Here is a 25,866-nt window from a genome sequence, read left to right as displayed (position 1 = left end):
TTTTAAGTTTTTTTTATGTGCCGCTATTTATTCTAATTGATGATTATAATGTTATATTTGAAAACTGAATATCTATTTTAAATAATTATGAGAAAAACAATCCTTTTAATGCTAACAATGATGAGTTTAACTGCAGGTGCTCAAAATGTAATGACTCCAGAATTACTGTGGAAATTAGGACGAATTACTCCTTTAGGAATTTCAAAAGACGGTAAAAATATTGTTTACAAAGTGTCGACGCCTTCAGTCGAAGAAAACAAATCCAATTCCAAATATTATACTGTTGCAATTAGTGGTGGAACAGCTGTAGAAATTAAGGACACAAAAGAAATTTTGGTTGATAAAAACATTTCTCCTGATGGGAAATACATAGTTTATAATCAAGAAGTGAAAATTGATAATGTCTTAGGGAAAGACTATTACCCTAATTTAGATAAATCCAATGTTCAAATTTACAATGGTCTTGATTATCGCCATTGGGATACTTGGAACGAAGGTAAATTCAATCACGTTTTTTACAAAGAAAATAAAGAAGGTGCAGAAGGGATTGATATTTTGAAGGGCGAAAACTTTGATAGCCCTCAAAAACCTTTTGGTGGTGATGAAGATTATAATTGGTCAACAGATGGGAAAAGTATAGCGTATGTATGCAAGAAAAAAGCAGGTACTCAATATGCACTTTCTACAGATACCAATATATATGAGTACAATCTTGAAACTGGGAAAACGATCAATAGGACTGAAGGAAACTTTGGATATGATACAGCCCCACAATTTTCTCCTTCAGGAGATTTGACTTGGCTGCAAATGAAACGTGATGGTTATGAAGCCGATAAAAACGATTTGATTGTTAGTTTCAAAGGAATGAAAATGAATCTTACTGCCAATTGGGATGGAACAGTAAGTAGTTTCAAATGGAGTAATGATGGAAAAAAGATATATTTTACAGCACCAATTGATGGAACTGTACAGCTCTTTGAAGTTAATTTTCCTGGGTTGACAAAAATTGCGATTAATGTAAAACAAATTACAAAAGGTGATTTTGATGTGCATGATTTAGTTGGTTTCTCAGGAGATGAAGTGATTGTTACAAGAACCGATATGAATCACGCTACTGAAATTTTCTCATACAATTTGAAGAAAAATACTTGGAAACAATTGACTAATGTAAATACCGCAACTTATTCAACATTGGCATTAAGCAAAACCGAAAGACGTTATGTAACAACAACCGACGGAAAAAAAATGTTGGTTTGGGTAATTTTACCTCCAAATTTTGATGCCACTAAAAAATACCCAACTCTTTTATTTTGTCAAGGTGGACCACAATCTCCTTTAACACAATCATATTCTTTCCGTTGGAATTTCCAATTAATGGCCGCAAATGGATATGTAGTTGTAGCTCCAAACCGTCGTGGTATGCCAGGTCACGGTGTAGAATGGAATGAGCAAATTAGTAAAGATTGGGGAGGACAAGTGATGGACGATTATCTTTCGGCTATTGATGATGTTGCAAAAGAAAGTTATGTTGACAAAGCTCGTTTGGGTTGTGTTGGTGCTAGTTATGGTGGATATTCTGTGTTTTATTTGGCAGGAATTCACAACAATAGATTCAAAACTTTTATTGCACATGATGGAGTTTTCAACACTCAAAGTATGTTTGGAACTACCGAAGAAGTTTTCTTCAATAATTGGGATTTTGGCGGACCTTATTGGGAAAAAGACAACGCAACTGCACAAAAAGCGTATACGAAATTCAATCCTATAAATTATGTACAAAACTGGAACACACCAATTTTGATTATCCAAGGAGGAATTGATTACAGAGTACCAATTGGACAAGGTCAAGAAGCTTTTCAAGCGGCACAGATACGCGGAATAAAAAGTAGATTCCTTTATTTCCCAGAAGAAAATCACTGGGTTCTAAAACCGCAAAATGCTCAAGTTTGGCAAAAAGAATTCTATAAATGGCTTGAAGAAACCTTGTAAGTCCTAAATTAATTAATAATTTAGCAACGACAATGTAACAAAATAAAATTTTTTGTTACATATTACAAAACCTTAATCTATTTAAAGATGTATAAATTACCCATTAAATCGTTTTTTATTGCAACAACTTTAGTTGTTGGTATGCATACGATGACTGCTCAAGACGGATTAGTCAATTCGTTGAAAGTAAATGTTAGCGAAAAAAGCGCAGAAAGTTTCAAGTTTACAGACGTAATTAATCTGGCAAATACTTCTATCAAGAATCAAGGATCTTCAGGAACTTGTTGGAGTTATTCTACTAATTCTTTTTTAGAATCAGAAATGATTAGGATGGGAAAACAACCAGTAGAATTATCACAAGTTTTCTCAGCTCGAAATGCCTATGTTGAAAAAGGTAAAAATTATGTGCGTATGCACGGTGCCGTAACATTGGGAGACGGAGGAGAATTGCATGATGTGACTAATATGTACAAAAAATATGGTGCTGTACCTCAAGAGGTGTATACTGGTTTGAACTATGGTACTTCTAAAAATAAGTTTGCAGAAATGGGTGCTTTGACTGAAGCTATCTTGACAGCAGTTGTAAAAAACCCAAATGGGGAATTAACTCCTAATTGGGAAAAAGCATATGCTGCAGTGATTGATTCTTATTTGGGAGAAGTTCCAGAGAAATTTATGTACAAGGGAAAAAGCTACACTCCACAAACATTTGCTAAAGAGGTAGTAGGAATTAATCCTGATGAATATGTTGAATTTGCTTCTTATGCCAGCGTTCCGTTTTATACCAAAACAATGATGATGGTTCCTGATAACTGGTCATTTGATTTGGTTTACAATGTAAAAATGAACGATATGACGGCTATCATTGATAATGCATTGAAAAACGGTTATACAGTAGCTTGGGCTACGGATGTGAGTGAGAAAAGCTTTAGTTGGAAAAATGGGGTAGCTTATGTTCCAGCCAAAAAGTATGATGAAATGACTGCCGAAGAAAAAGAAAACATGTTCAATGGTCCAAAACAAGAATTGGAAATCACAGATGAAATTCGCCAAAAGGCATTCGATAATTATCAAACTACCGATGATCACGGAATGCATATTGTAGGTATTGCCAAAGATCAAATGGGTAAAGAATATTATATTGTAAAAAACTCTTGGGGAGCGACCAATGACTATAAAGGTTATTTGTATGTAACTAAGAATTTTGTAAAATACAAAACGACTTCATTGATGGTTAATAAAGGTGGTATTCCATCTGATATTGCTAAGAAAATAGGAGCATAATTTTCACCTCTTTCAATTATAAAAAGCCTGTCTTGAATTGATCAAGACAGGCTTTTTTTTATTGGAATAAACCGGAGTTCGGTTATTGATTAAGAGCAGAAAGATTAGGCTTTTTTGGAAACATTGATCCCGCTTTCCGTTACAATCTTATAAGCCGAACCCCGGCTTATAAGGATTTCCACTGCAATCAGGGCTAAAGGGCAATGTCCTTAAGTTAAGGGAGAAATTAAAAAAACAGCACGCAGATTCGGCAGATTTTTTCACCCATTTTTCTGCGGAAATCTGCGAAATCTGCGTGAAAATAAAAATAGTAATTCCTTAACTTAATGACATTGGGCTAAAGGGAGGTATTTTGCTTTTTTGCCATCATTAAAAAAAGAAAATTTTGCTTTATTTTTGATTTAGATTATAAAATTGCCCAAATCAATTATAACAAACGTTTGCAATAGTTTTTATTCAAAATATTCGTAAGTTATATTAAATTCGTTTTTGTGTTCTAAGATTGGATTATTTTCAATATTACTTTCATAAGTTGAATTAGCAGATTTTATTAAATTCGGTGTTAATCCAAAATTATTATATATTGATAGTCCTATAAAGTTTTCTAGATAATAAGTTAATTGATAATATTTTTTATAAGAATAGTAATAAGGATTTTTAATGTTCTCATAAACATAATTTGTTATAACTTCTTGTGGATTATTCAAATATTTTGTTGTTCGCTTTATTATATTTCCATTATTATCATAAACATATATTTCATATTCTGTATCGATTGCACTCTGATCTTGTGCTAAATCAGTCATTTTTATTATTCGTCCTTGATTATCTAATAATAACTCTCTTTTTTCTAAAACACTATTAGGAATTCCATTAGTTCCTCCAAATTCATAGAATCTATGAGTTATTACCTTATTAGGTTCATAAAATAATTCGATATAATTATTTGTGCCAATTTCATTTCGCTTTTTTATTCTTCCATTCTGGTCATATTCATATGAGAATTCTTCATACTGATTTTTCAAATTTATGAGCTTTCCATTACTATAAGTATAGTTTCCAAGCAAGTGAGTAAATCCCGAAGCAGATTTTAATAGACCATTTTCATATTGGTAAAACTCGTCATAATTTGGAGCATCAGATGGAAGATTTAAGTAAATTCTGGATTTTAAAAATTTCCCTGAATCATTTGAGTTTTCATTATTTCCATCGTCAGAAGAGCAAGCTGTAATAATTAAGTTTATTATTAAAATTATTATTAATTGATTTGTTTTCATTTTTAAGTTAAGTTATTGAATTTATTTTTTTGTTAAAATTATTATCAATGCCCTCTTGTTGCAACTGGTTTGGGATTAAATTAAGCACATTATTCTGATTTGCCAAAACATCTCAAATACATTGTACTAGCTGCTATGCGACGTTCTTTTTATCAGTTTTATTATTTGAAAAATTCATCATAACTTTCCTTTTTTGATTTCTGATACTTTTCAATATATGAATCTAAAAAACCGCTTTGTTTTAAAAATTGCATTGGGTCTTTAATATTAAGTATTTCATCAATTGCTTTTTGTTTGTCTTTTTGTTTATTGAAATAGAATTCGGTTATTTTGTAACCAATCCAATATCCTAAATCACTTGGTCTGTCATCTTTATTAGAAGTTCCATATAACCAATCTTGATAATCAGCATTTTTTAATCTCATCACAAATTCTTGACATAATTTGTCTAGGTTTTGCTCTCCATATTTATATGAAAACTGATTTATTGATTCTCCTGAAATAAGTTCACCGATAAAGTCAGCGCCTCCCTCAAGCAAACACCATTTCAACAGCACATCTTTACCTTTTATATTTTGTTGATAGTGAATAAGTTCGTGTGCTATTAAACCTGAAACTCCATCCAAATTTTTAAGCATTTCAGTTCCAATGATGATTCCATCTGGAGAAGAAGTCCCGCCCGAATTAAATCTTCCGTAAACAAAATAAATTGGAGGAAATTTTGCATTTGGATACCAATATTTTAATGCACTATAAATTGCTCTTACTCTCTTTTCCTTTGAAGAAATACCATTTAAAACATTTCTTGAAAGTTCATAATCTGCTTTTCTTTTCTTTACTACAGCAAAAAGAGAGTCTGCATTTATTATTCGGTTTTGAGTAAATCCTTTAACACCTAGAGAACCTTTTTGCATATATTCAATAAATGGATTTTCACTTGATTTCTCCATTTTATCAAATGCTTCCCAAAAAATTTTTGAATCTTTTGTTTCAAAAACTGCATCTAAAGGATTGTCTGAAAAATTATTTTGTCCGAATGAGAAATTAAAAGAAATAGCAAAAAGAGTTATCAAAACAAGTTTTAGTTTCATATAGGATAATATTTGAAGTGAATTTTTATAGAATATCGTATAACGTTCTCATGCTACAGCTGGTTTGGGATTAAATTAATCCAATTTTCGAGTTTGCCACCCGAGCGACAGGGAACAGGCGAAGCAAAATATCCAAATACAAGACCAACTTTCCATTAAGCCAATTACACAAATCCAATCTAGTGGCTGTTGTGAGTAGTTATTTGTTTAATTTATATAGATTTTCTAAAAAAATTATCTTTTCATTTTCACTCCATTTATTTGTGTAAACGAGTAGATTTAAAAAATTATTTTTACTCGAACCGAATAGAAATACATTATCGAGTTTCTTGTCATTATATTTCCAAATTACATATTCTAATTCCGTATTTTCTTTAATCTTTTCCGTTTTGAACTTATTCTCTTTATAATAGTCTGAGTCCCATGTGTAAAACAATTTTACGTTTTCAAAATCCGATTCATTGCTTTTAAAAAAAGGATATGCTTTTTTAGGATTTTGAGCAATTGCAATAATTACTCCCTCTTTATTTTTTAAATAAGTTTGACCAGAGTCATCCTCTTTATTTAATTGCTCCCAATTTCCTGGAATTTTTACTTCCCCGGAATTTGTTTTTAATTTAGAGTAATCCATAATATCTTGGCAAAAAATAAAATTTGGCAAGAGAAAAAGTATCACGAACATTAAATTTAATTTGTTCATATTTTTTGGTTTTATAATTCTAACTAACGTTTTGGTACTAAAGCAGGTTTGGAGTTAAATTAAGCCTTGTTTTCAAATTTGCTAAATCATCCAAATACAAAACCAATTTTTCCATTAAGCCAAATCCTCAAATTGCTTGTAGCGTGTGTTACCTGCTGTTTTTTTAGTTTATGTTTCTTATCTTTAAATATTCTCTCAATTTATGTCCAGAGTATAATGAAAAGCCTAATGTAAGTAAAAGGAAAAAATACTTTGATTTAGCACTTTCGCTGGTATCATAAATTATTTTGTTTTCAATTTCGACTTGTATTGGATTCATATTATCAGCAGTGTAATTTGCAAGATAATATTTTATGTTTTTTCCAATATTTTTTTCACTTTGTAGTTCTTCAAAAAATTTAGAATATTCAGAAGCGCTGAATTCAAGTTCAGTTTGGTCAGTCATTACAATAACTAATGTATGTTCAATTCTTTTGTCTCCGTATTTGCCCGTATATTCTCTTTCATCAATTCTTGAACTTTCTATGGTTTTAATATCACTATTATAGTTTTTTAAATCCGATGATAAATTCGGAATCACAAAAAAAATGCATAAAAAAATCAACACTATTGTAAAAAAATGGAAAGTATATTCTCTAAAATTTGACATAAACAGCTTGTTCTTTCTGATTGTTTTCTTTCGTTTTTTTTTTGCAAAATAGCAGGTAACTAATATATAGATCTGACAAAATCAGACAAATCCACCCAATTTTGGATAGATAAAAATAACAAACATCGTACTTTATTATATTTCAAATATATAGATTTTTCCTTATAAATCTTCAAATAGATTTTTTGTTGAATGTCCGAAATATTTTTTAACGATTACTTTTCACTCTGCCTTTTATACCAATCAACTGCAATAAAAGTTGTTTTTCGGCTTCGAGCAGTTTTAATTTTTGATAAAGTGTAATTATTCATATAAAACTATAATTGAACTATAGAAATTCATCATCGAGTGATATCCAGGTATAATCGAATTATAGAATTTCATAATTGAGCTATATAAAACTATAATTGAGTTATGTTTTTTTATATATTGAACCATATAAATTCATAATTGAATTATAGAAATCTATAATTGAGTTATACAATATCATAATCGAATTATAGAATTTCATAATTGAGTTATATAAAAATATAGTACTACTATATAATTCTATATATAATTTGGCAAAAGAGCATAAAAAACCAACAGTATTTAGCACTGTTGGTTTTGAAAGCTAGTTATTGCAAAATAGGATTGTGGAGATTGCTTCGCCAATTCGCTTTCGCTCGTGTCCTCGTTTCTCGGGATGACAAGATTGAGGGAAGTGAATTGCGGAGATTGCTATTAAAGTTGAATAAAGCAGTACTGTCGCGTGAGGGATAGAAGCTAGCTACCAAAGTAGCGCAGATAGCCCGACCCCGTTGAGGAAAGGGGCTGTATAAGCGGCGCTATAAGTAAGCCCCTTTTCTCAACGGGGGCACGCCCAAATGATTTTAAAGAGAACTATTTTGGTTGTTAGAAGGCCAAAAAAAATCCCATTCTGTTGAGAGAATGGGATTGAATATTTGAATTAATTTATTCGGGGTCATTCATTTTGAAATCGTCCATGAAGGCAGTGGTGTAATCCCCTGCGATGTATCTAGCATCATCCATCAACTGTCTGTGGAATGGAATGGTTGTTTTGATACCTTCGATTACGAATTCGTCTAATGCTCTTCTCATTTTACTGATAGCTTCTTCACGAGTTTGGGCTGTAGTAATTAATTTGGCAATCATCGAATCGTAATTTGGTGGAATCGTATAGCCTGAATACACGTGTGTGTCAAGACGTACTCCGTGACCACCCGGCATATGTAGCGTAGTGATTTTTCCTGGAGACGGTCTGAAGTCGTTGTAAGGATCTTCAGCATTGATACGGCATTCGATAGCGTGCAATTGAGGAAGGTAATTTCTTCCAGAAATTGGCACACCGGCTGCTACTAGGATTTGCTCACGGATTAAGTCATAATCAACAACTTGTTCCGTAATAGGGTGCTCCACTTGGATACGAGTATTCATTTCCATGAAGTAGAAGTTTCTGTGTTTGTCAACCAAAAACTCAACAGTTCCAGCACCTTCGTATTTAATGTATTCAGCTGCTTTTACAGCTGCTTCACCCATTTTTGTACGCAATTCTTCGGTCATAAAAGGAGAAGGAGTTTCCTCGGTCAATTTTTGATGACGACGTTGAACAGAGCAGTCTCTTTCTGAAAGGTGACATGCTTTTCCGTATGAATCACCAACAACTTGAATTTCGATATGACGTGGCTCTTCAATTAATTTTTCAAGATACATTCCGTCGTTTCCGAAAGCGGCTGCTGATTCTTGACGAGCACCTTCCCATGCTTTTAGTAAATCTTCTGGAGCCCAAACAGCTCTCATTCCTTTACCTCCACCACCAGCAGTTGCTTTTAACATTACAGGATATCCAAATTTATTGGCTAATTCTGCAGCTTGCTCAAAAGACTCTAAGATTCCAACTGAACCTGGTACACAAGGAACACCAGCTTCGATCATCGTGGATTTTGCAGAAGCTTTATCACCCATTCTGTCAATCATTTCTGGAGACGCACCGATGAATTTTATATTATGTTCTTGACAAATTTTAGAAAATTTTGCATTTTCAGAAAGGAACCCGTAACCTGGATGTATTGCATCTGCGTTTGTGATTTCGGCAGCAGCAATAATATTGGACATCTTTAAATAAGACAAGTTACTTGGAGGTGGTCCGATACAAACGGCCTCATCAGCAAATTTCACATGTAAGCTTTCTGCATCTGCAGTAGAATAAACGGCTACCGTTTTGATGCCCATCTCTCTACAAGTACGGATGACACGAAGTGCTATCTCTCCTCTATTTGCTATTAGTATTTTTTTAAACATCTTCTTGAAATTGTAAATTATAAATTATAAATTTTAAATTATTTGAATGAGATAAATTCATCATTCAAAATTCATCATTCAAAATTTCTTATGATGGATCTACTAAGAATAAAGGTTGGTCAAATTCTACTGGAGACATATCGTCTACCAATATTTTTACAATTTTACCAGATATTTCAGATTCAATTTCATTGAATAATTTCATGGCTTCAATAACACAAAGAACATCTCCTTTTGCAATAGATTTACCAACTTCTACAAACATTGGTTTGTCTGGAGAAGGTTTTCTGTAAAAAGTACCAATAATTGGTGATTTTATAGTGATGTAGTGAGCATTTTCTACTACTGGAGCTTCTGGAGCTGCAGCAACAGGAGCTATTTGTTGTGGAGCTGCAGCTTGAGGAAGAGCGTTTTGAACCGGTAATTGTTGAACGTAAGTTGCTTCGGTAACGTTTCCTTCTAAAGTAGTTCTGATGGTGATTTTAACATCATCCATTTCTAATTTTACTTCTGCAACACCTGAATTTGCTACAAATTTGATTAGATTTTGAATTTCTTTTAAATCCATAATTATTTCTTTTTAGTTTATTTTATTTTTTATCGTAAGCCCAAGTTAGGTAAATGGATCCCCAAGTAAAACCGCCGCCAAAAGCAGCAAAAATTATAGTGTCGCCTTTTTTGAAAACGTGTTCAAAATCGTACAGTACTAAAGGTAATGTAGCCGAAGTAGTATTTCCATATTTTTCAATATTCATCAATACTTTCGAATCTTCTAAGTTCATCCTGTGAGCTGTAGCGTCAATAATACGTTTGTTCGCTTGATGTGGTACTAACCAATTCACATTTTCATTAGTTAAATTGTTTCTTTTTAGAATCAATTCACTTGCATCGGCCATATTGGTAACTGCATATTTAAAAACAGTTTTTCCATCTTGAATGATATTATGCTTATTGTCATTTACCGTTTCCATACTAGTTGGAAGAAGAGATCCTCCAGCTGAAATTTTCAAGAAATCACGACCAACACCATCACTTCGTAAATATTCATCTTGCAAACCGTAACCTTCATAATTTGGTTCAAATAAAACAGCTCCTGCACCATCTCCAAAAATAATACAAGTTGATCTGTCTTTATAATCTACAATTGAAGACATTTTATCGGCACCAATAAGTAGTACTTTTTTGTATCTTCCAGACTGAATATAAGCAGCTGCTGTTGACATTCCATAAAGGAAACTTGAACAAGCGGCCTGTAAATCGTATGCGAATGCATTTGTAGCGCCAATTGCGGTTGCAACATATACACCTGTAGAAGCTACTGGCATATCTGCTGTTGCAGTTGCCATTAAAATTAAATCTATCTCAAGAGGGTCAATGTTTGCTTTTGCTATCAAATCTTCTGCAGCTTTTATAGCAAGAAAAGAAGTTCCTTTATCAGCATCTTTTAGTATTCTTCTTTCTTTAATTCCGGTGCGCGTGGTTATCCATTCATCATTTGTGTCGACCATAGTTTCAAGAACTTTGTTGGAAAGAACAAAGTCTGGAACATAACCACCAACTGCGGTAATTGCGGCTGTAATTGTACTCATTATATGCGATTATTTATTGTCAAATGTTGCCATTTGCAAAATTTTTAAAAGTCTCTAAAATTACAATAAAAAAACCAAACTAATTGTGTTAAGTTTTTCTTATTTGGGGCGTAAATTATAAACAACAAAAAAAACTCTCACGAAGTGAGAGTTCCAGTATTATTTACAAAAACGTATTAAGCAAGAGCTACGACAGATTTATCGATAACAACTTGTCCTCTGTAATACATTTTACCTTCATGCCAGTAAGCTCTGTGGTATAAATGTGCTTCTCCAGTGATAGGACATGTAGCGATTTGAGCTACAGTAGCTTTGTAATGTGTTCTTCTTTTGTCTCTTCTAGTTTTCGAGATTTTTCTCTTTGGATGTGCCATTTTACTATATTATTTATCCGTTAATAGTTGCTTTAATTTGTCCCAACGCGGGTCTATATTCTCTTCTTTTTCTTCTTTCTTTTCTTTCTTTTGCTCTTTAATTGTCAATTCTTTCAGTTTTGTCAAAGCTTCTGTGTTTAAACTGCCATCCTTTATTCCAGGATGAACCCTTCTTAGTGGTATTGAAAGTACAATCATCTCATATATATATTGAGCGATGTCAATTTCAAACTCTCCAAAAGGCAATATTAACAACTCTTCATTCTCATTATTATAACTATCTCCAAATCGAACAATTAATTTTATTTTACCTTTAATTGGTAAATCAAAATCTTCGCTTGTAAGATCACAAGGTACGTTGATGGTTCCTTGATGTTTGAAGCTAATCTCTAACAGGTTGCTTTTTTTGTCTAAAACTACATTTACTTTGATATCTGAATTTTGAAATTCGTTATAATCAAAGATTTCAAAGAACGCGTTACTAATTTGATACTCAAATTTGTGTTTCCCTAGCTTCAATCCTACGAAAGGAATTACATATTCTTTTGTCTTGCTCATTTCAACAACAATTTGCCCTAAACTTCGGGAGTGCAAAGATATAAAATAATTGGAAATCTAATAATGTTATTCACCTTTTTTTGTTTATAACTGTTTTTCTTTTGTTTTTAAAGGCTTCTCGCTGATTTCTGCGTATTGATTTCTTGAATTATACACATCAATAGCAAGATAAACAGCCTCTTTGAAAGAATTATAGTCGGCTTTATTTTTTCCAGCAATATCATAAGCGGTTCCGTGATCTGGGGAAGTTCTTATCTTATTCAATCCAGCGGTATAGTTCACACCATTCCCAAAGGATAATGTTTTAAAAGGAATTAGACCTTGATCGTGGTAGGTTGCAATAACGGCATCATATTTTTCGTATTGATTACTACCGAAGAAACCGTCTGCAGGAAATGGTCCAAAAACCAAAGTTCCTTTTTCGAATAATTTTTTCAATGCCGGTTTTAGTACGTTGTCATCTTCTGTTCCAATAACCCCACCATCACCACAATGAGGATTCAATCCTAAAACAGCAATTTTAGGTTTGTTGATGCTAAAATCCTGAATCAAAGTTTGATTGATGGTTTCTATTTTCTTAAAAATTAACTCTTCAGTTAAATGCGAAGCCACTTCATTAATTGGAATATGATCTGTTAACAAACCTACTCTGAGATTGTCTTGCACCATTAACATTAATGCATCTCCTTCTAATTCCTGGTCTAAATAATCAGTATGTCCAGGAAATTTAAAGGATTCCGATTGAATATTGTACTTATTTATTGGAGCTGTTACTAATACGTCTATAACACCTTCTTTTAGTGCATTGGTAGCAGCAACGAATGATTTTATGGCATACTCACCCACTTTTTCGTCATTTGTTCCAAGGTTTAAATCAATTCCTTCTCTCCAAAGATTGAATACGTTGACTTTGCCAATAACAATTTGATCCAGTTTGTCTATGCCGTGTAAAGCGACAGTAGATTCAAAATTCTTTCTGACGAACGAGAGTATTTTTACATTCGCAAAAATAACAGGAGTGCACAGTTCCAACATACGAGAGTCTTCGAATGTTTTTAGAATGACTTCGCTTCCAATACCGTTTAAATCTCCTATTGAAATTCCTACGATTATATTTTCTGCTTTTTTCATAATGTCCTCTAGTTATTTATTGCTAATTTTGAAGTGCAAATTTAGTAAAATAAAATAAGAAATGTTTACAGGAATTATTGAAACACTTGGGATTGTCCAAGAAGTTAAGAAAGAGCAAGATAATATTCATATCACGATAGATTCTCCAGTGGCAGATGAATTAAAAATTGACCAGAGTGTTGCCCATAACGGAATATGCCTAACGGTTGTTGCCATTAAGGATCATCATTATACAGTTACCGCAATAGGAGAAACGATTAAAAAAACCAATATTTCTACTTGGGAGATTGGTGATAGTGTCAATCTGGAAAGGGCAATGAAGTTAGGAGATCGTCTTGATGGACATATTGTACAAGGACATGTTGATCAAATAGGGACTTGCATCTCAGTTAAAGAAACCAATGGAAGTTGGCTTTATACTTTTGAGTATGATTCGACTTTGCAAAACATTACGATAGAAAAAGGTTCTATTACAGTAAATGGCGTTAGTTTAACAGTAGTGGATTCCGGTAAAAGTAATTTTAGCGTGGCAATTATACCTTATACACACGAACACACCAATTTTAATTCGTTTGTAGTTGGAACCAAAGTAAATTTGGAATTTGATGTAATTGGAAAATATGTTTCTAGACTATATTCTAATAAATAGACTAAAATAATTTATTAAAACAAAAAAAAGACCTTTAAACAGGTCTTTTTTTGTTTTGATTATTTTTATACATGACAAATATACCGAATAACGCTCCCGACAATGCTAACAGAGCTAAGTTTTCATCTATAGGTCCATCACCCGGATCTGGATCAGGGCACGGTATAGGATCTCCGTTCTCATCCACACCACAATCAAGATCTGCCGTTTGATTTACACTCGGCTGATTAGGACCTGAAGCACCAGAATATCCATCTACACTCATGAGAAGGAGCAAAATACAGATAAAGAATTTATTTTTGATAATTTTCATAGTTTTATAAAAAGTAATAAATCATTTTCATTTAACAACAAGATCTTCTGATCTAAAACTCCGAACCCTAATAACAAACGTTTGCAAAACTATACATATATTTACTGCAGAGCAAATCTTATTTGTACTAAGTGCTTTTTTTAACGTTAAAATGTGCTTTTGCAAATCATACGAAGCTAAATTCTTATAAAATAAAAATTCCTTAATTTACAATTTTCACAACAATACAACTAAGTTACTGCTTTTTTTTAACTACTAACCATAAAACTCAACACCTATAGAATTGTTTGGATTAAAACAAGAAAAAAATTATTGTGTCAAAAAAAAAAGCCTCTACATTGCTGCAAAGGCTTATTTTACTAGTGGTCCCACCTGGGCTCGAACCAGGGACCACCTGATTATGAGTCAGGTGCTCTAACCAGCTGAGCTATAGGACCGGTTAAGAGTTTGCAATATTACTACATTTTTTTTATTGCTACAAGCATTTTAAGAGTAGATTTTTCGACAGTTTAGTGGTTCGCCGAAATCTATTTCGAAAACGACTGATTATGAATCGACTAAATTATATATTTTTTTATTTTATTTCTTGACATAATTCAATTAGAACTCCATTAGTACCTTTTGGGTGTAAAAAAGCGACCAACTTATTGTCGGCTCCTTTTTTTGGAATTTCATTTAAGACTGTAAATCCTTCTGATTTGAGACGTTCGATTTCGGAGAGAATGTCTTCTACATCAAAGGCAATGTGATGGATTCCTTCTCCTTTTTTCTCAAGGAACTTGGCTATGGGACTTTCAGGATTGGTGGCTTCGAGGAGTTCTATCTTATTAGGGCCATTCATGAAGAAAGATGTTTTTACGCCTTCGCTGGCAACTTCTTCTTGTTTGTAGGCTGGTGCACCAAATAATTTTTCGAATAACAAGTTGGATACTTCAAGGTTTTTGACTGCAATGCCAATGTGTTCTATTTTTCTCATTGTGTTGTTTGTAGTAATTATTTTTAAATATTTTCAAAAGAGAACTATTGTCTCTCTTTAGCCCTGATGGAAGCGGCATCTCCCGATTTAGAAAAACAAGGCTTTTTTGCCGTAGTTTTTGTTAATCGGGAATATAGCGGACAGCAGGAACTTTGTCTCCTGAAAAAGCCTAATTTTCTGCTCCTAAATCACAAAACAAATATAAAAAACTTTATGAGTTTATGACTTTGTAAGGTGGTCTCTCAAAAAAATAGTATTTTTGCACTATGGAAACAAATAGACAGAAAAAAATAGGCGGGGTTATCCAAAAAGATTTGGTTGATATTTTGCAAGGTGAAGTGAGAAAAAATGGAATTACAAATTTGATAATTTCAGTATCCAAGGTTACGGTGACTACAGATTTGTCTGTGGCGACGGTACATTTAAGTATTTTTCCCCAAGAAAAAGCGGCCGAAACTTTAGTTGGGATTAAGGCTAATTCGACTTTGATTAAGCACGATTTATCGCAAAGAGTGCGTTTGCAATTGCGTAAAGTACCTAATTTGGTTTTCTTTATTGATGATTCTCTGGATTATATCGAGAAGATTGACAATGCCTTGAAAAATCAAGAAAATCCGATTGAGAATAGAGATTTGTTGGACAAACGCAGATTTCAATAAAATTTGAATTTCCCTCTTTACATAGCCAAGCGGTATATTTTTAGCAAAAGCAAAAATAATGCTATCAATATTATTAATCGTATTGCCAGTATGGGGATTATTGTGGGCGCAATGGCGTTGTTTGTCGTGCTCTCTGTTTTTACGGGGTTGAAGGAATTTAGTCTTTCGTTTACCAATGATATTGACCCCGATCTTAAAGTAAGTAGTACGCTTGGGAAATCTTTTTTTGTTGTACCAAAACAGGAAAAAGAGATTGCAGCAATTGAAGGAGTCGCTTCCTTTTCGAAGGTTATTGAAGAGCGGGTGTTGTTTACTTTTAATGGAAAACAAGAAGTTACTTTCCTTAAAGGTGTTGATTCTACTTTTAACACTGTTAGTGATTATAATAAAAAACTTTATAATGGACAATGGCTGAAACCAGACACCTACCAGGTAGTTGTTGGATATGGCATTGCTCAAAAATTCTCGATGGGTTTGCTGGATTACAATAATGCTTTTGAGGTTTTTGTTCCAAAACCTGGCAAGGGAGCTATTGAAAATCCTGCTCAGGCTTTTAATAAAACCGATGTTTTTCCCGTTGGAATTTATGCAATCAGTGAAGATCTGGATTCTAAGTATGTGTTTGCCGATTTGGGTTTGGCACAAGAATTATTAGAATACAAAACTGATCAGATTTCGGGTCTTGAAATTAAATTAAAACAAGGTGCTGATGAAAGTTCTGTTATCGCGAAGCTCCAATCAATTTTCAAGAATAAAATTACCGTAAAAAACAAAGAACAACTGAATGAAGCTTTGTATAAAATGCTGAACACCGAAAATATAGCGGTGTATTTGATATTTACTTTGGTGATTATTGTGGCACTTTTTAACTTGATTGGAGCGCTCATTATGATGATTTTGGATAAAAAAGGAAATCTTAAAACCCTTTTTAATCTAGGGACAGCTATCAAGGATCTGCGGAATATATTTTTACTGCAAGGAGTTTTACTGAGTTTTTTTGGAGGGATTATAGGTTTGTTGTTGGGTGTTGTGTTTGTATTATTACAACAACAGTATGAACTGATAATGATAACTCCTACACTGGCTTATCCAGTGGTTTTTACAATAGAAAATGTACTGATTGTTATGGCCACTATTGTTACTCTTGGCTTTATTGCTTCGCTGATTGCGAGTAGCCGAGTGAGCAAGAAATTATTGGATTAAAAATCATATCCAATTCTTGCCTGAACATCAACTTCAATCAGGTTATGATCACAATTACAACCATCAGAGCTACTAAAAATATTATACTGATATCCCACGCCAGCCGAAAATTCATAATTGAAATGCTTTGCAAAAGCTCTACGAATTCCATATTTAGGAATAAAAGTAATTGCTGAAACAACATCAAAATCACCGTTATTTATTATTGGAGTTTTAGTAGAAATATAGGATGTTGCCAATGAAACATAATTTGAAGAATTGTTGTAGGTCTTTTTTCCAAGTCTTTTACGTCTATCTAAACCATAATACCATCTTGGTTCAAGTGTTAGATAAGGAACAATAAGCGTAGAATTTTCATCTTTAATTGCAGGATCTGCATAATCTTTCGTAGAAAATGCAAATGTTAAACCTATTTCTGTTCGAAGTGTAATTTTTCTTTGTAATTGAGTTTCAAAATAAAAACCTGTACTTGGCAAACCCAACTGAGCACCATATAAATTTTTTTCTACTGAAGCTTCTTCTTGTGCTTTTGCTAAAAAACTTATTAAAACTAAACCTAAAACTAAATAATTTCTCATCTTATATTTTTTGCAAAAGTAATTTTTATTTTACAAAATCAAAGAGAAGAATCAATTATTACACCATTTGATAATCTGCATACGCTTCTTCGATTTCATTCAAAACAGCGAATAATTCTTCTGGACGGTCTAGGGTAACTAATTTTTGTTTGTAGGTTTTGAAAGAATGAATTCCTTTGAAATAATTGGTATAATGAGGACGTGTTTCTACAATTCCAAGTCTTTCACCTTTCCATTCCATAGCCCAAGTGAGGTGATTTCGCACTGCTTCTACCCTATCGGCAACGGTTGGTTTTGCTAAATGCTCGCCTGTTTTGAAGTAATGTTTGATTTCGTTAAATATCCAAGGATAACCAATTGCGGCGCGACCAATCATTATTCCGTCGATACCGTATTCGTTTTTGTAATGCAATGCTTTTTCAGGGGAATCAATATCGCCATTTCCAAAAATTGGCATTGTGATTCTTGGATTGTTTTTGACGCGTGCAATATGCGACCAGTCGGAGTGGCCTTTGTACATTTGGGCACGAGTTCTAGCGTGGATGCTCAAAGCGGCAACGCCAATATCCTGCAAACGCTCGGCAACCTCATCTATATTTATAGAGCTGTCGTCCCAACCCAAACGCGTTTTTACCGTTACAGGTAAATGGGTACTATCGATAACGGCTTGAGTCAAACGAATCATTAAATCTACGTCTTTTAAAACGCCAGCACCGGCACCTTTGCAAACAACTTTTTTGACAGGACAGCCAAAATTAATATCTATTAAATCAGGGTTTACGGTAGAAACTATTTTGGAGGATAAGGCCATTGCTTCCTCGTCTCCACCAAAAATTTGAATTCCTACTGGTCTTTCATAATCGAAGATGTCTAATTTCATTCGGCTTTTGATGGCGTCGCGGATTAGGCCTTCGGAAGAAATAAATTCGGAGTACATTAAATCGGCGCCGTGTGTTTTGCATAATCTGCGGAATGGAGGGTCGCTCACATCTTCCATAGGTGCTAACAGTAGGGGAAATTCGGGTAATATAATGTTGCCAATCTTAATCATCGTCCTTTAAATTTTTTGCAAAATTACATCTTTTAAGCGAAAGGATAAAAAACTTAATGACATTAGATGAGTAAGGAGATGATTTTGAATAATTTGCTAACTAATTAAGAGGTATATGTATTACAATTTGAAAAGACTTTGGGTAAATGCTTGAGTTTCCTATTTTGAAACTTTGAAACTGTTGAATTTAGAGTATATTTGCAGATTAATTGCTGCTTTACGGCATTTGCGTGAGGGATAGAAGTGGAAATCCTTTTCCTTTTTTCTTTAAAAAGGAAAAGATTGTAGCGAATAGCCCGACCCTTGTGGTCACGCCCAAATAAATTTGATATCAGAAGAAGATGAAACATATAAGGAATTTTTGCATTATTGCACATATTGACCATGGGAAAAGTACATTGGCGGATCGATTATTGGGGGCAACCCAAACAGTAACGGCTCGCGAAGAAAAGGCGCAATTGCTTGATAATATGGACTTGGAACGTGAACGTGGTATCACAATCAAGAGTCACGCGATACAAATGGAATATACGTATAAAGGCGAAGAATATATCTTGAACCTGATCGATACTCCGGGTCACGTGGATTTCTCTTATGAAGTTTCGCGTTCTATTGCGGCTTGCGAAGGTGCGTTGTTGATTGTTGATGCTGCACAAAGCATTCAGGCACAGACGATTTCTAATTTGTATTTGGCTTTGGAGAATGACTTGGAAATTATCCCTGTTTTGAACAAAGTGGATTTACCAAGTGCTAACCCAGAGGAAGTAAGTGATGATATTATTGACTTGCTTGGATGTAAATTGGAAGATATTATTCATGCTTCGGGTAAAACTGGTTTTGGTGTAGAAAATATATTGGCTGCGATTATTGAAAAAATTCCAGCTCCAAAAGGAGTAAAAGACGAGCCTCTTCAGGCTTTGATATTTGATTCGCATTACAATCCGTTTCGTGGTATTGAAGTAATTTTCCGTGTGAAAAACGGAGAAATTAAAAAAGGCCAAAAAATTAAATTCATGGCTACCGGCAATGAATATTTTGCCGATGAAGTTGGAACATTGAAATTGAATCAAGTTCCTAAAAATGTGATTTCGACAGGAGATGTTGGGTATTTGATTTCTGGAATTAAAGAAGCCAAAGAAGTAAAAGTAGGTGATACGATTACAGATGCCAAAACGCCTACTACAAATATGATTACTGGTTTTGAGGATGTAAAACCAATGGTATTTGCTGGGATTTATCCTGTAGATACAGAAGATTATGAGGATTTGCGTTCTTCTATGGAGAAACTGCAATTGAATGATGCTTCATTGGTATTTGTACCTGAAAGTTCTGCTGCTTTAGGATTTGGTTTCCGTTGTGGATTCTTGGGAATGTTGCACATGGAGATTATTCAAGAGCGATTGGAGCGTGAGTTTGATATGACTGTAATTACTACAGTTCCTAACGTTTCGTATCTGGCTTACACCAAAAAACATCCAGAAGATGCTTTTGTAGTTAACAATCCATCAGATTTACCAGAACCTTCGCGTCTGGACCGAGTTGAGGAACCTTATATTAAAGCGACTATCATTACCAAATCTGATTTTGTTGGAAACGTAATGAGTTTGTGTATTGAAAAACGTGGTCAAATTACAAATCAAACATATTTGACAACGGAGCGTGTAGAGTTGAATTTTGATATGCCTTTGGCAGAGATTGTATTTGATTTTTACGACAGATTGAAAACGGTTTCTAAAGGATATGCTTCATTTGATTATTCTCCAATTGGAATGAGAACTTCAAAATTGGTTCGTTTGGATGTTTTATTGAATGGTCAAACAGTTGATGCGCTTTCTGCGTTGATTCACGAAGACAATGCGTATAATATTGGTAAAAAAATGACCGAGAAATTACGTGAGTTGATTCCGAGACAACAATTTGATATTCCAATTCAAGCAGCTATTGGTGCTAAAATCATTGCGCGTGAAACGATTAAAGCTTTACGTAAAGACGTTACAGCAAAATGTTATGGAGGAGATATTTCCCGTAAACGTAAATTATTGGAAAAACAGAAAAAAGGTAAAAAACGTATGCGCCAAGTAGGAAATGTGGAAATTCCACAAGAAGCTTTTATGGCGGTATTGAAATTGAATGATTAATCTTTTTTAGAGGAAAGAAAATAGATATAGAGAATAGACGTTTAGATGATAGAGAAAACCTGATGATGTAAAATTATCAGGTTTTTTGTTTTATGAAATGCAAGTTGTTGAGCACAACTATAGCCCAAGGTTTCAACCATGGATACGTTGCGTTGGATATACTAACGAAACCATGTATTTCTCTTCATTGTCTCCAACGGTTGAAACCGTTGGCTATGGTATAAATGAGACAGTCGCGAATGGGTCATAAACCATTTCTATTTATCCTTCAACCAATCATATAATCGTTGCGCATCTGTACCTTTAAATAATTGTGTTCCTTCATTCATTGTGGCTGCAGATCCACAGGCCACCCCCCAACGAATTACTTCTTTCAAGCTTTTATTTTGCGAAAGCGCCCAAACCATCCCGCCAACCATACTATCACCGGCACCAACGGTGCTTTTCTTGGCAACATTGGGAGCCGGGACAAACTCATAACTATCTTTGGTCACTAAAACTGCTCCTTGCGGGCCGAGTGAGACTACTACAATTTCGGCTCCTCCTTTGGCAATAATTTGTTTTGCGGCTTCATTGACTTCTTCCATTTCTAGTCGTTCAACGCCTACTAGTTTAGCTAATTCACCAACGTTTGGTTTAATTAGGTAAGCGCCCGTTTCCAATACTTTTTTCAAGGCTTCACCGGAAGTGTCCACTATTAATTTTGAATTTGATTTCTTGGCTATTTCGGCTACCTTTTGATAAAATTCGGCTGATAAACCCTCGTTTAGACTACCACTGGCTACCAAGAATTTTGGTTTTAAGTTGGTTATGGCTTGAAGCACGGCTTGTTCTTCTTCATTGGTTATTTCGCCTCCTGTAAAACCAAAACGATACTGCGAATTGGTATTCTCATCCACCGCCACAAAGCTTTCCCTTGTCCAAGTTTGAATAGGAATGGCTTGAAAGGCAATGGATTCTTTGGCAACCAATTCTTCCAGCATTTTTCCCAATGGCCCTCCCGAAGTGAACACCGCTAAAGATGATCCACCCAAACGAGAAATAGCTTTGGAAACATTGATTCCACCACCTCCGGCATCAAACCGAGGTTCAGAACAGCGTATTTTTTGCTCGGCAACTAAACCTTTAAAATGGGTGCTTTTGTCTAAAGCAGGATTTACAGTAAGGGTAACAATATCAAATGAGTTCATTTTATGATGTTTTAAGAATTTAAAGATGCAAAAAAATACCGACACTCATAAACAACTACTATAAAATCTCTTCTCTTTTAAATTTATAAAGCAAATCAACTTCGTACCTTTGCAACCTTGGTAAAACCAAAAAAGCAATAAACACACAAAATGATTGAAGATAAAACCCCACAACGCACGAGCATAGCCCAACTAGGAGAATTTGGTTTAATAGACCATTTGACAAAAAACTTCGAAATCACACAGCCTTCCACACTAAAAGGAATTGGTGACGACGCAGCTGTCTTGGATTTCAAAGAAAAAAAAGTGGTTGTTTCCACTGATTTATTGATAGAAGGTGTCCATTTTGATTTGGCATACATGCCCTTAAAGCATTTAGGCTACAAATCCGTCGTGGTAAATGTATCGGATATTTGTGCAATGAACGCCAAACCAACTCAAATTACAGTTTCGATAGCGGTTTCCAATCGTTTTCCGCTGGAAGCATTGGAAGAATTGTATGAAGGAATTGCCCATGCAGCTCAAGAATACAAAGTAGATGTAATAGGTGGCGACACAACCTCTTCTCAAAAAGGATTAATAATTAGCATCACTGCTCTTGGCGAGGCCGATGAAAACGAAATTGTTTATAGAAACGGAGCAAAACAAACCGATTTATTGGTCGTTACAGGTGATATTGGAGCTGCTTATATGGGCTTACAAGTCTTGGAAAGAGAAAAACAAGTTTTCCAGGTTAACCCGAATTCGCAACCCGATTTGGATGCCTATACTTATTTAATTGAGCGTCAATTGAAACCGGAAGCCCGCAAGGATGTACGTACTTTGTTGCATGCTTTGGAAATAAAACCAACTTCTATGATTGACATTTCCGATGGATTATCATCGGAGATTATGCATTTGTGCAAACAATCAGGTGTTGGTTGTAATTTATATGAAGATAAATTACCTATAGATCCTCAGTTTATTAATGTTTGCGAAGAATTTAATATCGACAGTACAACAGTTGCCATCAACGGTGGAGAGGATTATGAATTACTCTTTACTATTGCCATGGAAGATTTTGAAAAAATAAAAGGGAATCCAAATTTCAGCATTATTGGACATATGACTCAAGAGAGTGAAGGAGTACATCTTGTAACTCGCGCCAATACCAAAATACCTTTGAAAGCTAGAGGTTGGGACGCAATAAGTGAATAAACACATTAAAATTGAAAAATATTAAACAAAAAAATGACACTGAGATAGTGTCATTTTTTTGTTTATTAAGTGAATTAAAAGATAATCCCTCTAACTTTTGCTTCCTGAATCAGATCGATATCACTTCCGTCTTCAATTTTAAATAATTCTTTTAAATTTACTTTTCTACTTTCAATTGCATGTAGTGAAATAGGGATATATTGTGGGATATCTTTGGTTTTTGTCCCTTTGGAAATATGAAATAAAATTAATTTATCAAATTGATCTATATCTTCAAAATCATTATTGATTTGTTTGGCCATTTTAATTACAGAGTGACTGTAATAGATTTCATTTTTCAATATAATATCAAAACCAAAAAGTAATTCATCAAAGGTTAAATCATTTTTTATAACAAGTCCTGCAGGATTTATAGTCTCAATTATGTTCTTTATTTTAAGCAATTCAGTGTACATTGTGAGTAAAATAATTTTGCAATTGGGCATCAATTCCATAATTAATTTGGCTAAATCCTCACCAGAAATAATTCCTTTTTCTTCATATACAGGCATACTAATATCTAAAAAGGCAATGTCAAAAAGAGGGGTTTCTGGATTTGTAATAATATTATAACCTGTCTCACAGTCCTTACCTTGAGTGAATGAATATTCGTAAAGGTCTGGTTTGTATCGGGTAATGGCGTTTTTATATCCGTCAATTATAAAGGGATGGTCATCTACTATTAAAATATTTTTTTTAATTAACTTTTCCACTTTTGAATCAACTATCATTTTATTGCTGTTTTTTGTGTTTTTTTAACTGGAATTGTAATTATAATTAAAGTGCCTTCTTCTTTTTTTGATTTTATTTCAAGTGTTCCCTCGCATTCTATAGTCCTTACTTTTATATTTTGCAGGCCTATACCTTTTTTTGTACGATTGACATTAAATCCTGCCCCATCATCACTTATTTTCAGTACTAAATTGTCATTTTCCTTTTTGAATTCTACCTTTATCTTTGTTGCACTAGCATATTTATTACAATTTTGAAGTGATTCTTGAAGAATTCGATATAAATTAATTTTTGCTGTATTATCAATCAAATCCCACTTTATGGCTGGGTCAATGTGAGCAAGAAATTTAGTCGAATATGTTTTTTTCTGTTCTTCGAATAAATTAGTAACTATTGCTACGAAGTTATTAATTAATTCTGATTTTTCTCTATTCAAGTTATGTGAAATTTCACGAATATCTTGTTCAATATTTTTGAGTTCAGTCAAATAATTTAATCTGCTTTCTATACCAGAGTCATCTTTTATTTTATTTAAACTATCCAAATTGATCCGAACACCAAACATCCTACCTAAAACACCATCATGTAATTCTCTTGCTACTCTTTTTTTCTCTTTGATGTTATTGATTTCAATAGTGTTTTGTTGATTAATTAACAAATTATAGATTTCTGCATTAGCTTGTTGTTGCTGTTGCTTAAATAACAATTCACGCTGCTTAACTTTTTGTAATTTAATGGTATACAACAATATTGCCAAGATTATAAAAGACCCGAAAATTAACAAAAGCTTCTTATTTTGCCCTTCCAGATTAGTGTTTTCTACTTTAATTTCATCAGTTTCATACTCTATTCTGGAAAATTTTTCCCCCATTTTACGTTCTGCTTTTTGTAAGCGATCATTGATGAGTATGTATTCTTTAGAATAAATAGAAGCATTTTTTTGATCTACTGATTCTATTTGCTTAAGGGCTTCCAAAATACTTCTCAATCGATTGGTGCTACGTGCCAATGTAAGTGATTGCTTGGCATATTGAATAGCCTTTAATGTATCTTTCTTGAAAGCAAAATATTCAGATAGATGAGTTTTGTTGATAATAACACCTGTTGTAAAATCCAAACTGTCTCTAATTTTTAATGCTCTATAAAACTGATCTGGTAACCCATCGGATTCTTTAAGCTTAAATTTCGCATAAGCCAAATTGTCTAATAACATAGCATATAATTTGGGTTTATCTAAAAACAAATGTTCCTCTTTTAATCCTTTCTCAAAATATTTTTTGGCCTGCTTGTAATTTTTCAAATTCAAGTACACATAGCCCATATTATTTAAGGAAGAAGCTTTGAACTGTAATACTAATGGAATAGATTGATTATCAATAATAGCCAATGCTTTATTATGGTATTCTAATGCTCTACTGTATTCTTCTCTTTCATTGTATAAAATCCCCAAAAGATTGTAGGATTCATATAGTAAATCATTTGCATTTTCTCCTTTCAAAACTCGTAACGCTTTAAAAACTGTTATTTCGCTGTCAAAAAGATCATTTTCATTGTATCGTAAGTTGGCTTTACTAATTCGTGTTTTAGCAAGGTTGTAATTATTGTTGGTTTTAAGGTAAAGCTTCTCAGCTTTAAAATAGCAATAAAAGGCACTATCCGAAATATCTTTGGCACTATAATAATCCCCTAAATAAGTATAGGCTTTGGCCATATTAGCAAAATCGCCATTATTTCTAGAACGTTCTAAAATAAGATTGGAAGTTTCATGATAACCTTGCCAATCATTCATATTATAATAGCGGTTGGCAACTTTAAAGAGATTGACTTTATTAATTGAATCATCTTTCTGATTCAGGATGATGGATAATGCCTTTTGATTGTATTTTTTTTTGAAAACATAGGGCAAATGCTCGTCATTTGCTAAAGTAAGATAAGTAGACAAGCTATCTTCTGAAGATGCCGAATTTTTTTTATTGCTTTTATTATTGGTACAACCAATGAAAAAAGCTAAAAAGAAAAATAATATGTAGCAATTTTTTTTCAATAGTAGGTTTTGATTTCAATCAAAAATACTAAAACTTTTCATATAAAAAAAGACTCCCAAATAATGAGAGCCTTATTTAAAAATAACAAAGTAAAAAAAGTTTAACGTAAAGCCCAATAACTATTTCCTATTGGGGGTTATTATTTTGAAAAAA

At 33.5% G+C, this 25,866-nt stretch carries 24 protein-coding genes and 1 tRNA gene; 7 read left to right on the top strand and 18 right to left on the bottom strand.

The genetic code is table 11. The annotated features are described in order from the left end of the window. The first annotated feature begins 87 nt into the window (after positions 1-87). Positions 88-1,989 (top strand): S9 family peptidase, encoded by a 1,902-nt coding sequence (locus tag AC1DY0_RS03120; protein ID WP_477187214.1) that lies wholly within the window; start codon positions 88-90, stop codon positions 1,987-1,989. An 87-nt stretch (positions 1,990-2,076) separates the two neighbouring features. Beyond that, a complete protein-coding gene (locus AC1DY0_RS03115; protein WP_477187213.1) occupies positions 2,077-3,273 on the top strand; it encodes a C1 family peptidase in 1,197 nt (398 codons plus the stop codon). A 452-nt stretch (positions 3,274-3,725) separates the two neighbouring features. Here AC1DY0_RS03115 and AC1DY0_RS03110 read toward each other — a convergent pair whose 3' ends face one another. From AC1DY0_RS03110 to pdxA, 10 genes are all read right to left on the bottom strand, one after another. Further along, entirely contained in the window at positions 3,726-4,550 is an 825-nt protein-coding gene (locus AC1DY0_RS03110) for a hypothetical protein (protein ID WP_477187212.1), read from the bottom strand. A 161-nt stretch (positions 4,551-4,711) separates the two neighbouring features. Next, on the bottom strand, positions 4,712-5,641 hold the full coding sequence (locus AC1DY0_RS03105; protein WP_477187211.1) for a DUF2268 domain-containing putative Zn-dependent protease: 930 nt from the start codon (positions 5,639-5,641) through the stop codon (positions 4,712-4,714). A 199-nt stretch (positions 5,642-5,840) separates the two neighbouring features. Beyond that, entirely contained in the window at positions 5,841-6,341 is a 501-nt protein-coding gene (locus AC1DY0_RS03100; RefSeq protein WP_477187210.1) for a hypothetical protein, read from the bottom strand. Between the two features lie 163 nt (positions 6,342-6,504). After that, positions 6,505-6,990, bottom strand: a complete 486-nt coding sequence (locus AC1DY0_RS03095) for a hypothetical protein (RefSeq protein ID WP_477187209.1) — start codon at positions 6,988-6,990, stop codon at positions 6,505-6,507. A 954-nt stretch (positions 6,991-7,944) separates the two neighbouring features. Then, on the bottom strand, positions 7,945-9,291 hold the full coding sequence (gene accC / locus AC1DY0_RS03090; RefSeq protein WP_477187208.1) for an acetyl-CoA carboxylase biotin carboxylase subunit: 1,347 nt from the start codon (positions 9,289-9,291) through the stop codon (positions 7,945-7,947). 88 nt (positions 9,292-9,379) lie between these two features. Beyond that, positions 9,380-9,859: an acetyl-CoA carboxylase biotin carboxyl carrier protein gene (gene accB, locus AC1DY0_RS03085; RefSeq protein WP_477187207.1), complete on the bottom strand. Its 480-nt coding sequence runs from the start codon at positions 9,857-9,859 to the stop codon at positions 9,380-9,382. A 22-nt stretch (positions 9,860-9,881) separates the two neighbouring features. Then, on the bottom strand, positions 9,882-10,880 hold the full coding sequence (locus AC1DY0_RS03080; protein ID WP_326401204.1) for a beta-ketoacyl-ACP synthase III: 999 nt from the start codon (positions 10,878-10,880) through the stop codon (positions 9,882-9,884). Between the two features lie 176 nt (positions 10,881-11,056). Further along, positions 11,057-11,254, bottom strand: coding sequence for a 50S ribosomal protein L32 (gene rpmF, locus AC1DY0_RS03075; RefSeq protein WP_100432852.1), 198 nt, complete (start codon positions 11,252-11,254; stop codon positions 11,057-11,059). A 9-nt stretch (positions 11,255-11,263) separates the two neighbouring features. Further along, entirely contained in the window at positions 11,264-11,812 is a 549-nt protein-coding gene (locus AC1DY0_RS03070; protein WP_477187206.1) for a YceD family protein, read from the bottom strand. Positions 11,813-11,896: 84 nt separating this feature from the next. After that, a complete protein-coding gene (pdxA, locus tag AC1DY0_RS03065; RefSeq protein ID WP_477187310.1) occupies positions 11,897-12,946 on the bottom strand; it encodes a 4-hydroxythreonine-4-phosphate dehydrogenase PdxA in 1,050 nt (349 codons plus the stop codon). A gap of 58 nt (positions 12,947-13,004) precedes the next feature. On the opposite strand from pdxA, the gene AC1DY0_RS03060 reads away from it, so the two are divergent. Further along, on the top strand, positions 13,005-13,592 hold the full coding sequence (locus AC1DY0_RS03060; protein WP_477187205.1) for a riboflavin synthase: 588 nt from the start codon (positions 13,005-13,007) through the stop codon (positions 13,590-13,592). 34 nt (positions 13,593-13,626) lie between these two features. Here the strand turns inward: AC1DY0_RS03060 and AC1DY0_RS03055 are convergent, their stop codons facing one another. The 3 genes from AC1DY0_RS03055 to mce all read right to left on the bottom strand — a co-directional run bounded on the left by AC1DY0_RS03055 (position 13,627) and on the right by mce (position 14,881). Then, complete coding sequence (locus tag AC1DY0_RS03055) at positions 13,627-13,905, bottom strand: hypothetical protein (protein WP_477187204.1); 279 nt, start codon at positions 13,903-13,905, stop codon at positions 13,627-13,629. A gap of 363 nt (positions 13,906-14,268) precedes the next feature. Continuing rightward, positions 14,269-14,342, bottom strand: a tRNA-Ile gene (locus tag AC1DY0_RS03050). Positions 14,343-14,479: 137 nt separating this feature from the next. Next, the gene (gene mce, locus AC1DY0_RS03045; protein WP_477187203.1) at positions 14,480-14,881 is read right to left on the bottom strand and encodes a methylmalonyl-CoA epimerase; all 402 of its coding nucleotides are present in this window, start codon (positions 14,879-14,881) and stop codon (positions 14,480-14,482) included. Between the two features lie 266 nt (positions 14,882-15,147). On the opposite strand from mce, the gene rbfA reads away from it, so the two are divergent. Together rbfA and AC1DY0_RS03035 are read left to right on the top strand one after the other, a co-directional pair. After that, positions 15,148-15,540: a 30S ribosome-binding factor RbfA gene (rbfA, locus tag AC1DY0_RS03040; protein WP_310005602.1), complete on the top strand. Its 393-nt coding sequence runs from the start codon at positions 15,148-15,150 to the stop codon at positions 15,538-15,540. Between the two features lie 3 nt (positions 15,541-15,543). Continuing rightward, entirely contained in the window at positions 15,544-16,743 is a 1,200-nt protein-coding gene (locus AC1DY0_RS03035) for an ABC transporter permease (protein WP_477187202.1), read from the top strand. Here the strand turns inward: AC1DY0_RS03035 and AC1DY0_RS03030 are convergent. Further along, positions 16,740-17,321 carry a hypothetical protein gene (locus tag AC1DY0_RS03030; protein ID WP_477187201.1) on the bottom strand — a complete coding sequence of 194 codons (582 nt, stop codon included), beginning with the start codon at positions 17,319-17,321 and terminating at the stop codon, positions 16,740-16,742. The two genes, AC1DY0_RS03035 and AC1DY0_RS03030, sit on opposite strands and share 4 nt — an antisense overlap. 58 nt (positions 17,322-17,379) lie before the next feature. Then, positions 17,380-18,372: a tRNA dihydrouridine synthase DusB gene (gene dusB / locus AC1DY0_RS03025; RefSeq protein WP_477187200.1), complete on the bottom strand. Its 993-nt coding sequence runs from the start codon at positions 18,370-18,372 to the stop codon at positions 17,380-17,382. A 341-nt stretch (positions 18,373-18,713) separates the two neighbouring features. On the opposite strand from dusB, the gene lepA reads away from it, so the two are divergent. Continuing rightward, positions 18,714-20,510, top strand: coding sequence for a translation elongation factor 4 (lepA, locus tag AC1DY0_RS03020; protein WP_100432924.1), 1,797 nt, complete (start codon positions 18,714-18,716; stop codon positions 20,508-20,510). Between the two features lie 257 nt (positions 20,511-20,767). Here the strand turns inward: lepA and AC1DY0_RS03015 are convergent, their stop codons facing one another. Continuing rightward, positions 20,768-21,700, bottom strand: coding sequence for a 1-phosphofructokinase family hexose kinase (locus tag AC1DY0_RS03015; protein ID WP_477187199.1), 933 nt, complete (start codon positions 21,698-21,700; stop codon positions 20,768-20,770). 150 nt (positions 21,701-21,850) lie between these two features. On the opposite strand from AC1DY0_RS03015, the gene thiL reads away from it, so the two are divergent. Further along, positions 21,851-22,897 (top strand): thiamine-phosphate kinase, encoded by a 1,047-nt coding sequence (thiL, locus tag AC1DY0_RS03010; protein ID WP_477187198.1) that lies wholly within the window; start codon positions 21,851-21,853, stop codon positions 22,895-22,897. A gap of 74 nt (positions 22,898-22,971) precedes the next feature. Here thiL and AC1DY0_RS03005 read toward each other — a convergent pair whose 3' ends face one another. Continuing rightward, a complete protein-coding gene (locus AC1DY0_RS03005) occupies positions 22,972-23,667 on the bottom strand; it encodes a response regulator (protein WP_477187197.1) in 696 nt (231 codons plus the stop codon). After that, complete coding sequence (locus AC1DY0_RS03000; RefSeq protein ID WP_477187196.1) at positions 23,664-25,712, bottom strand: tetratricopeptide repeat-containing sensor histidine kinase; 2,049 nt, start codon at positions 25,710-25,712, stop codon at positions 23,664-23,666. Before AC1DY0_RS03000 ends, AC1DY0_RS03005 begins: the two co-directional genes overlap by 4 nt. Positions 25,713-25,866 lie beyond the last annotated feature (154 nt).

The organism is Flavobacterium sp. P1_E4 (genome assembly GCF_056405915.1).
Note: the sequence above shows the minus strand (reverse complement) of the source record. Positions and strands in the feature narration are given on the sequence as shown.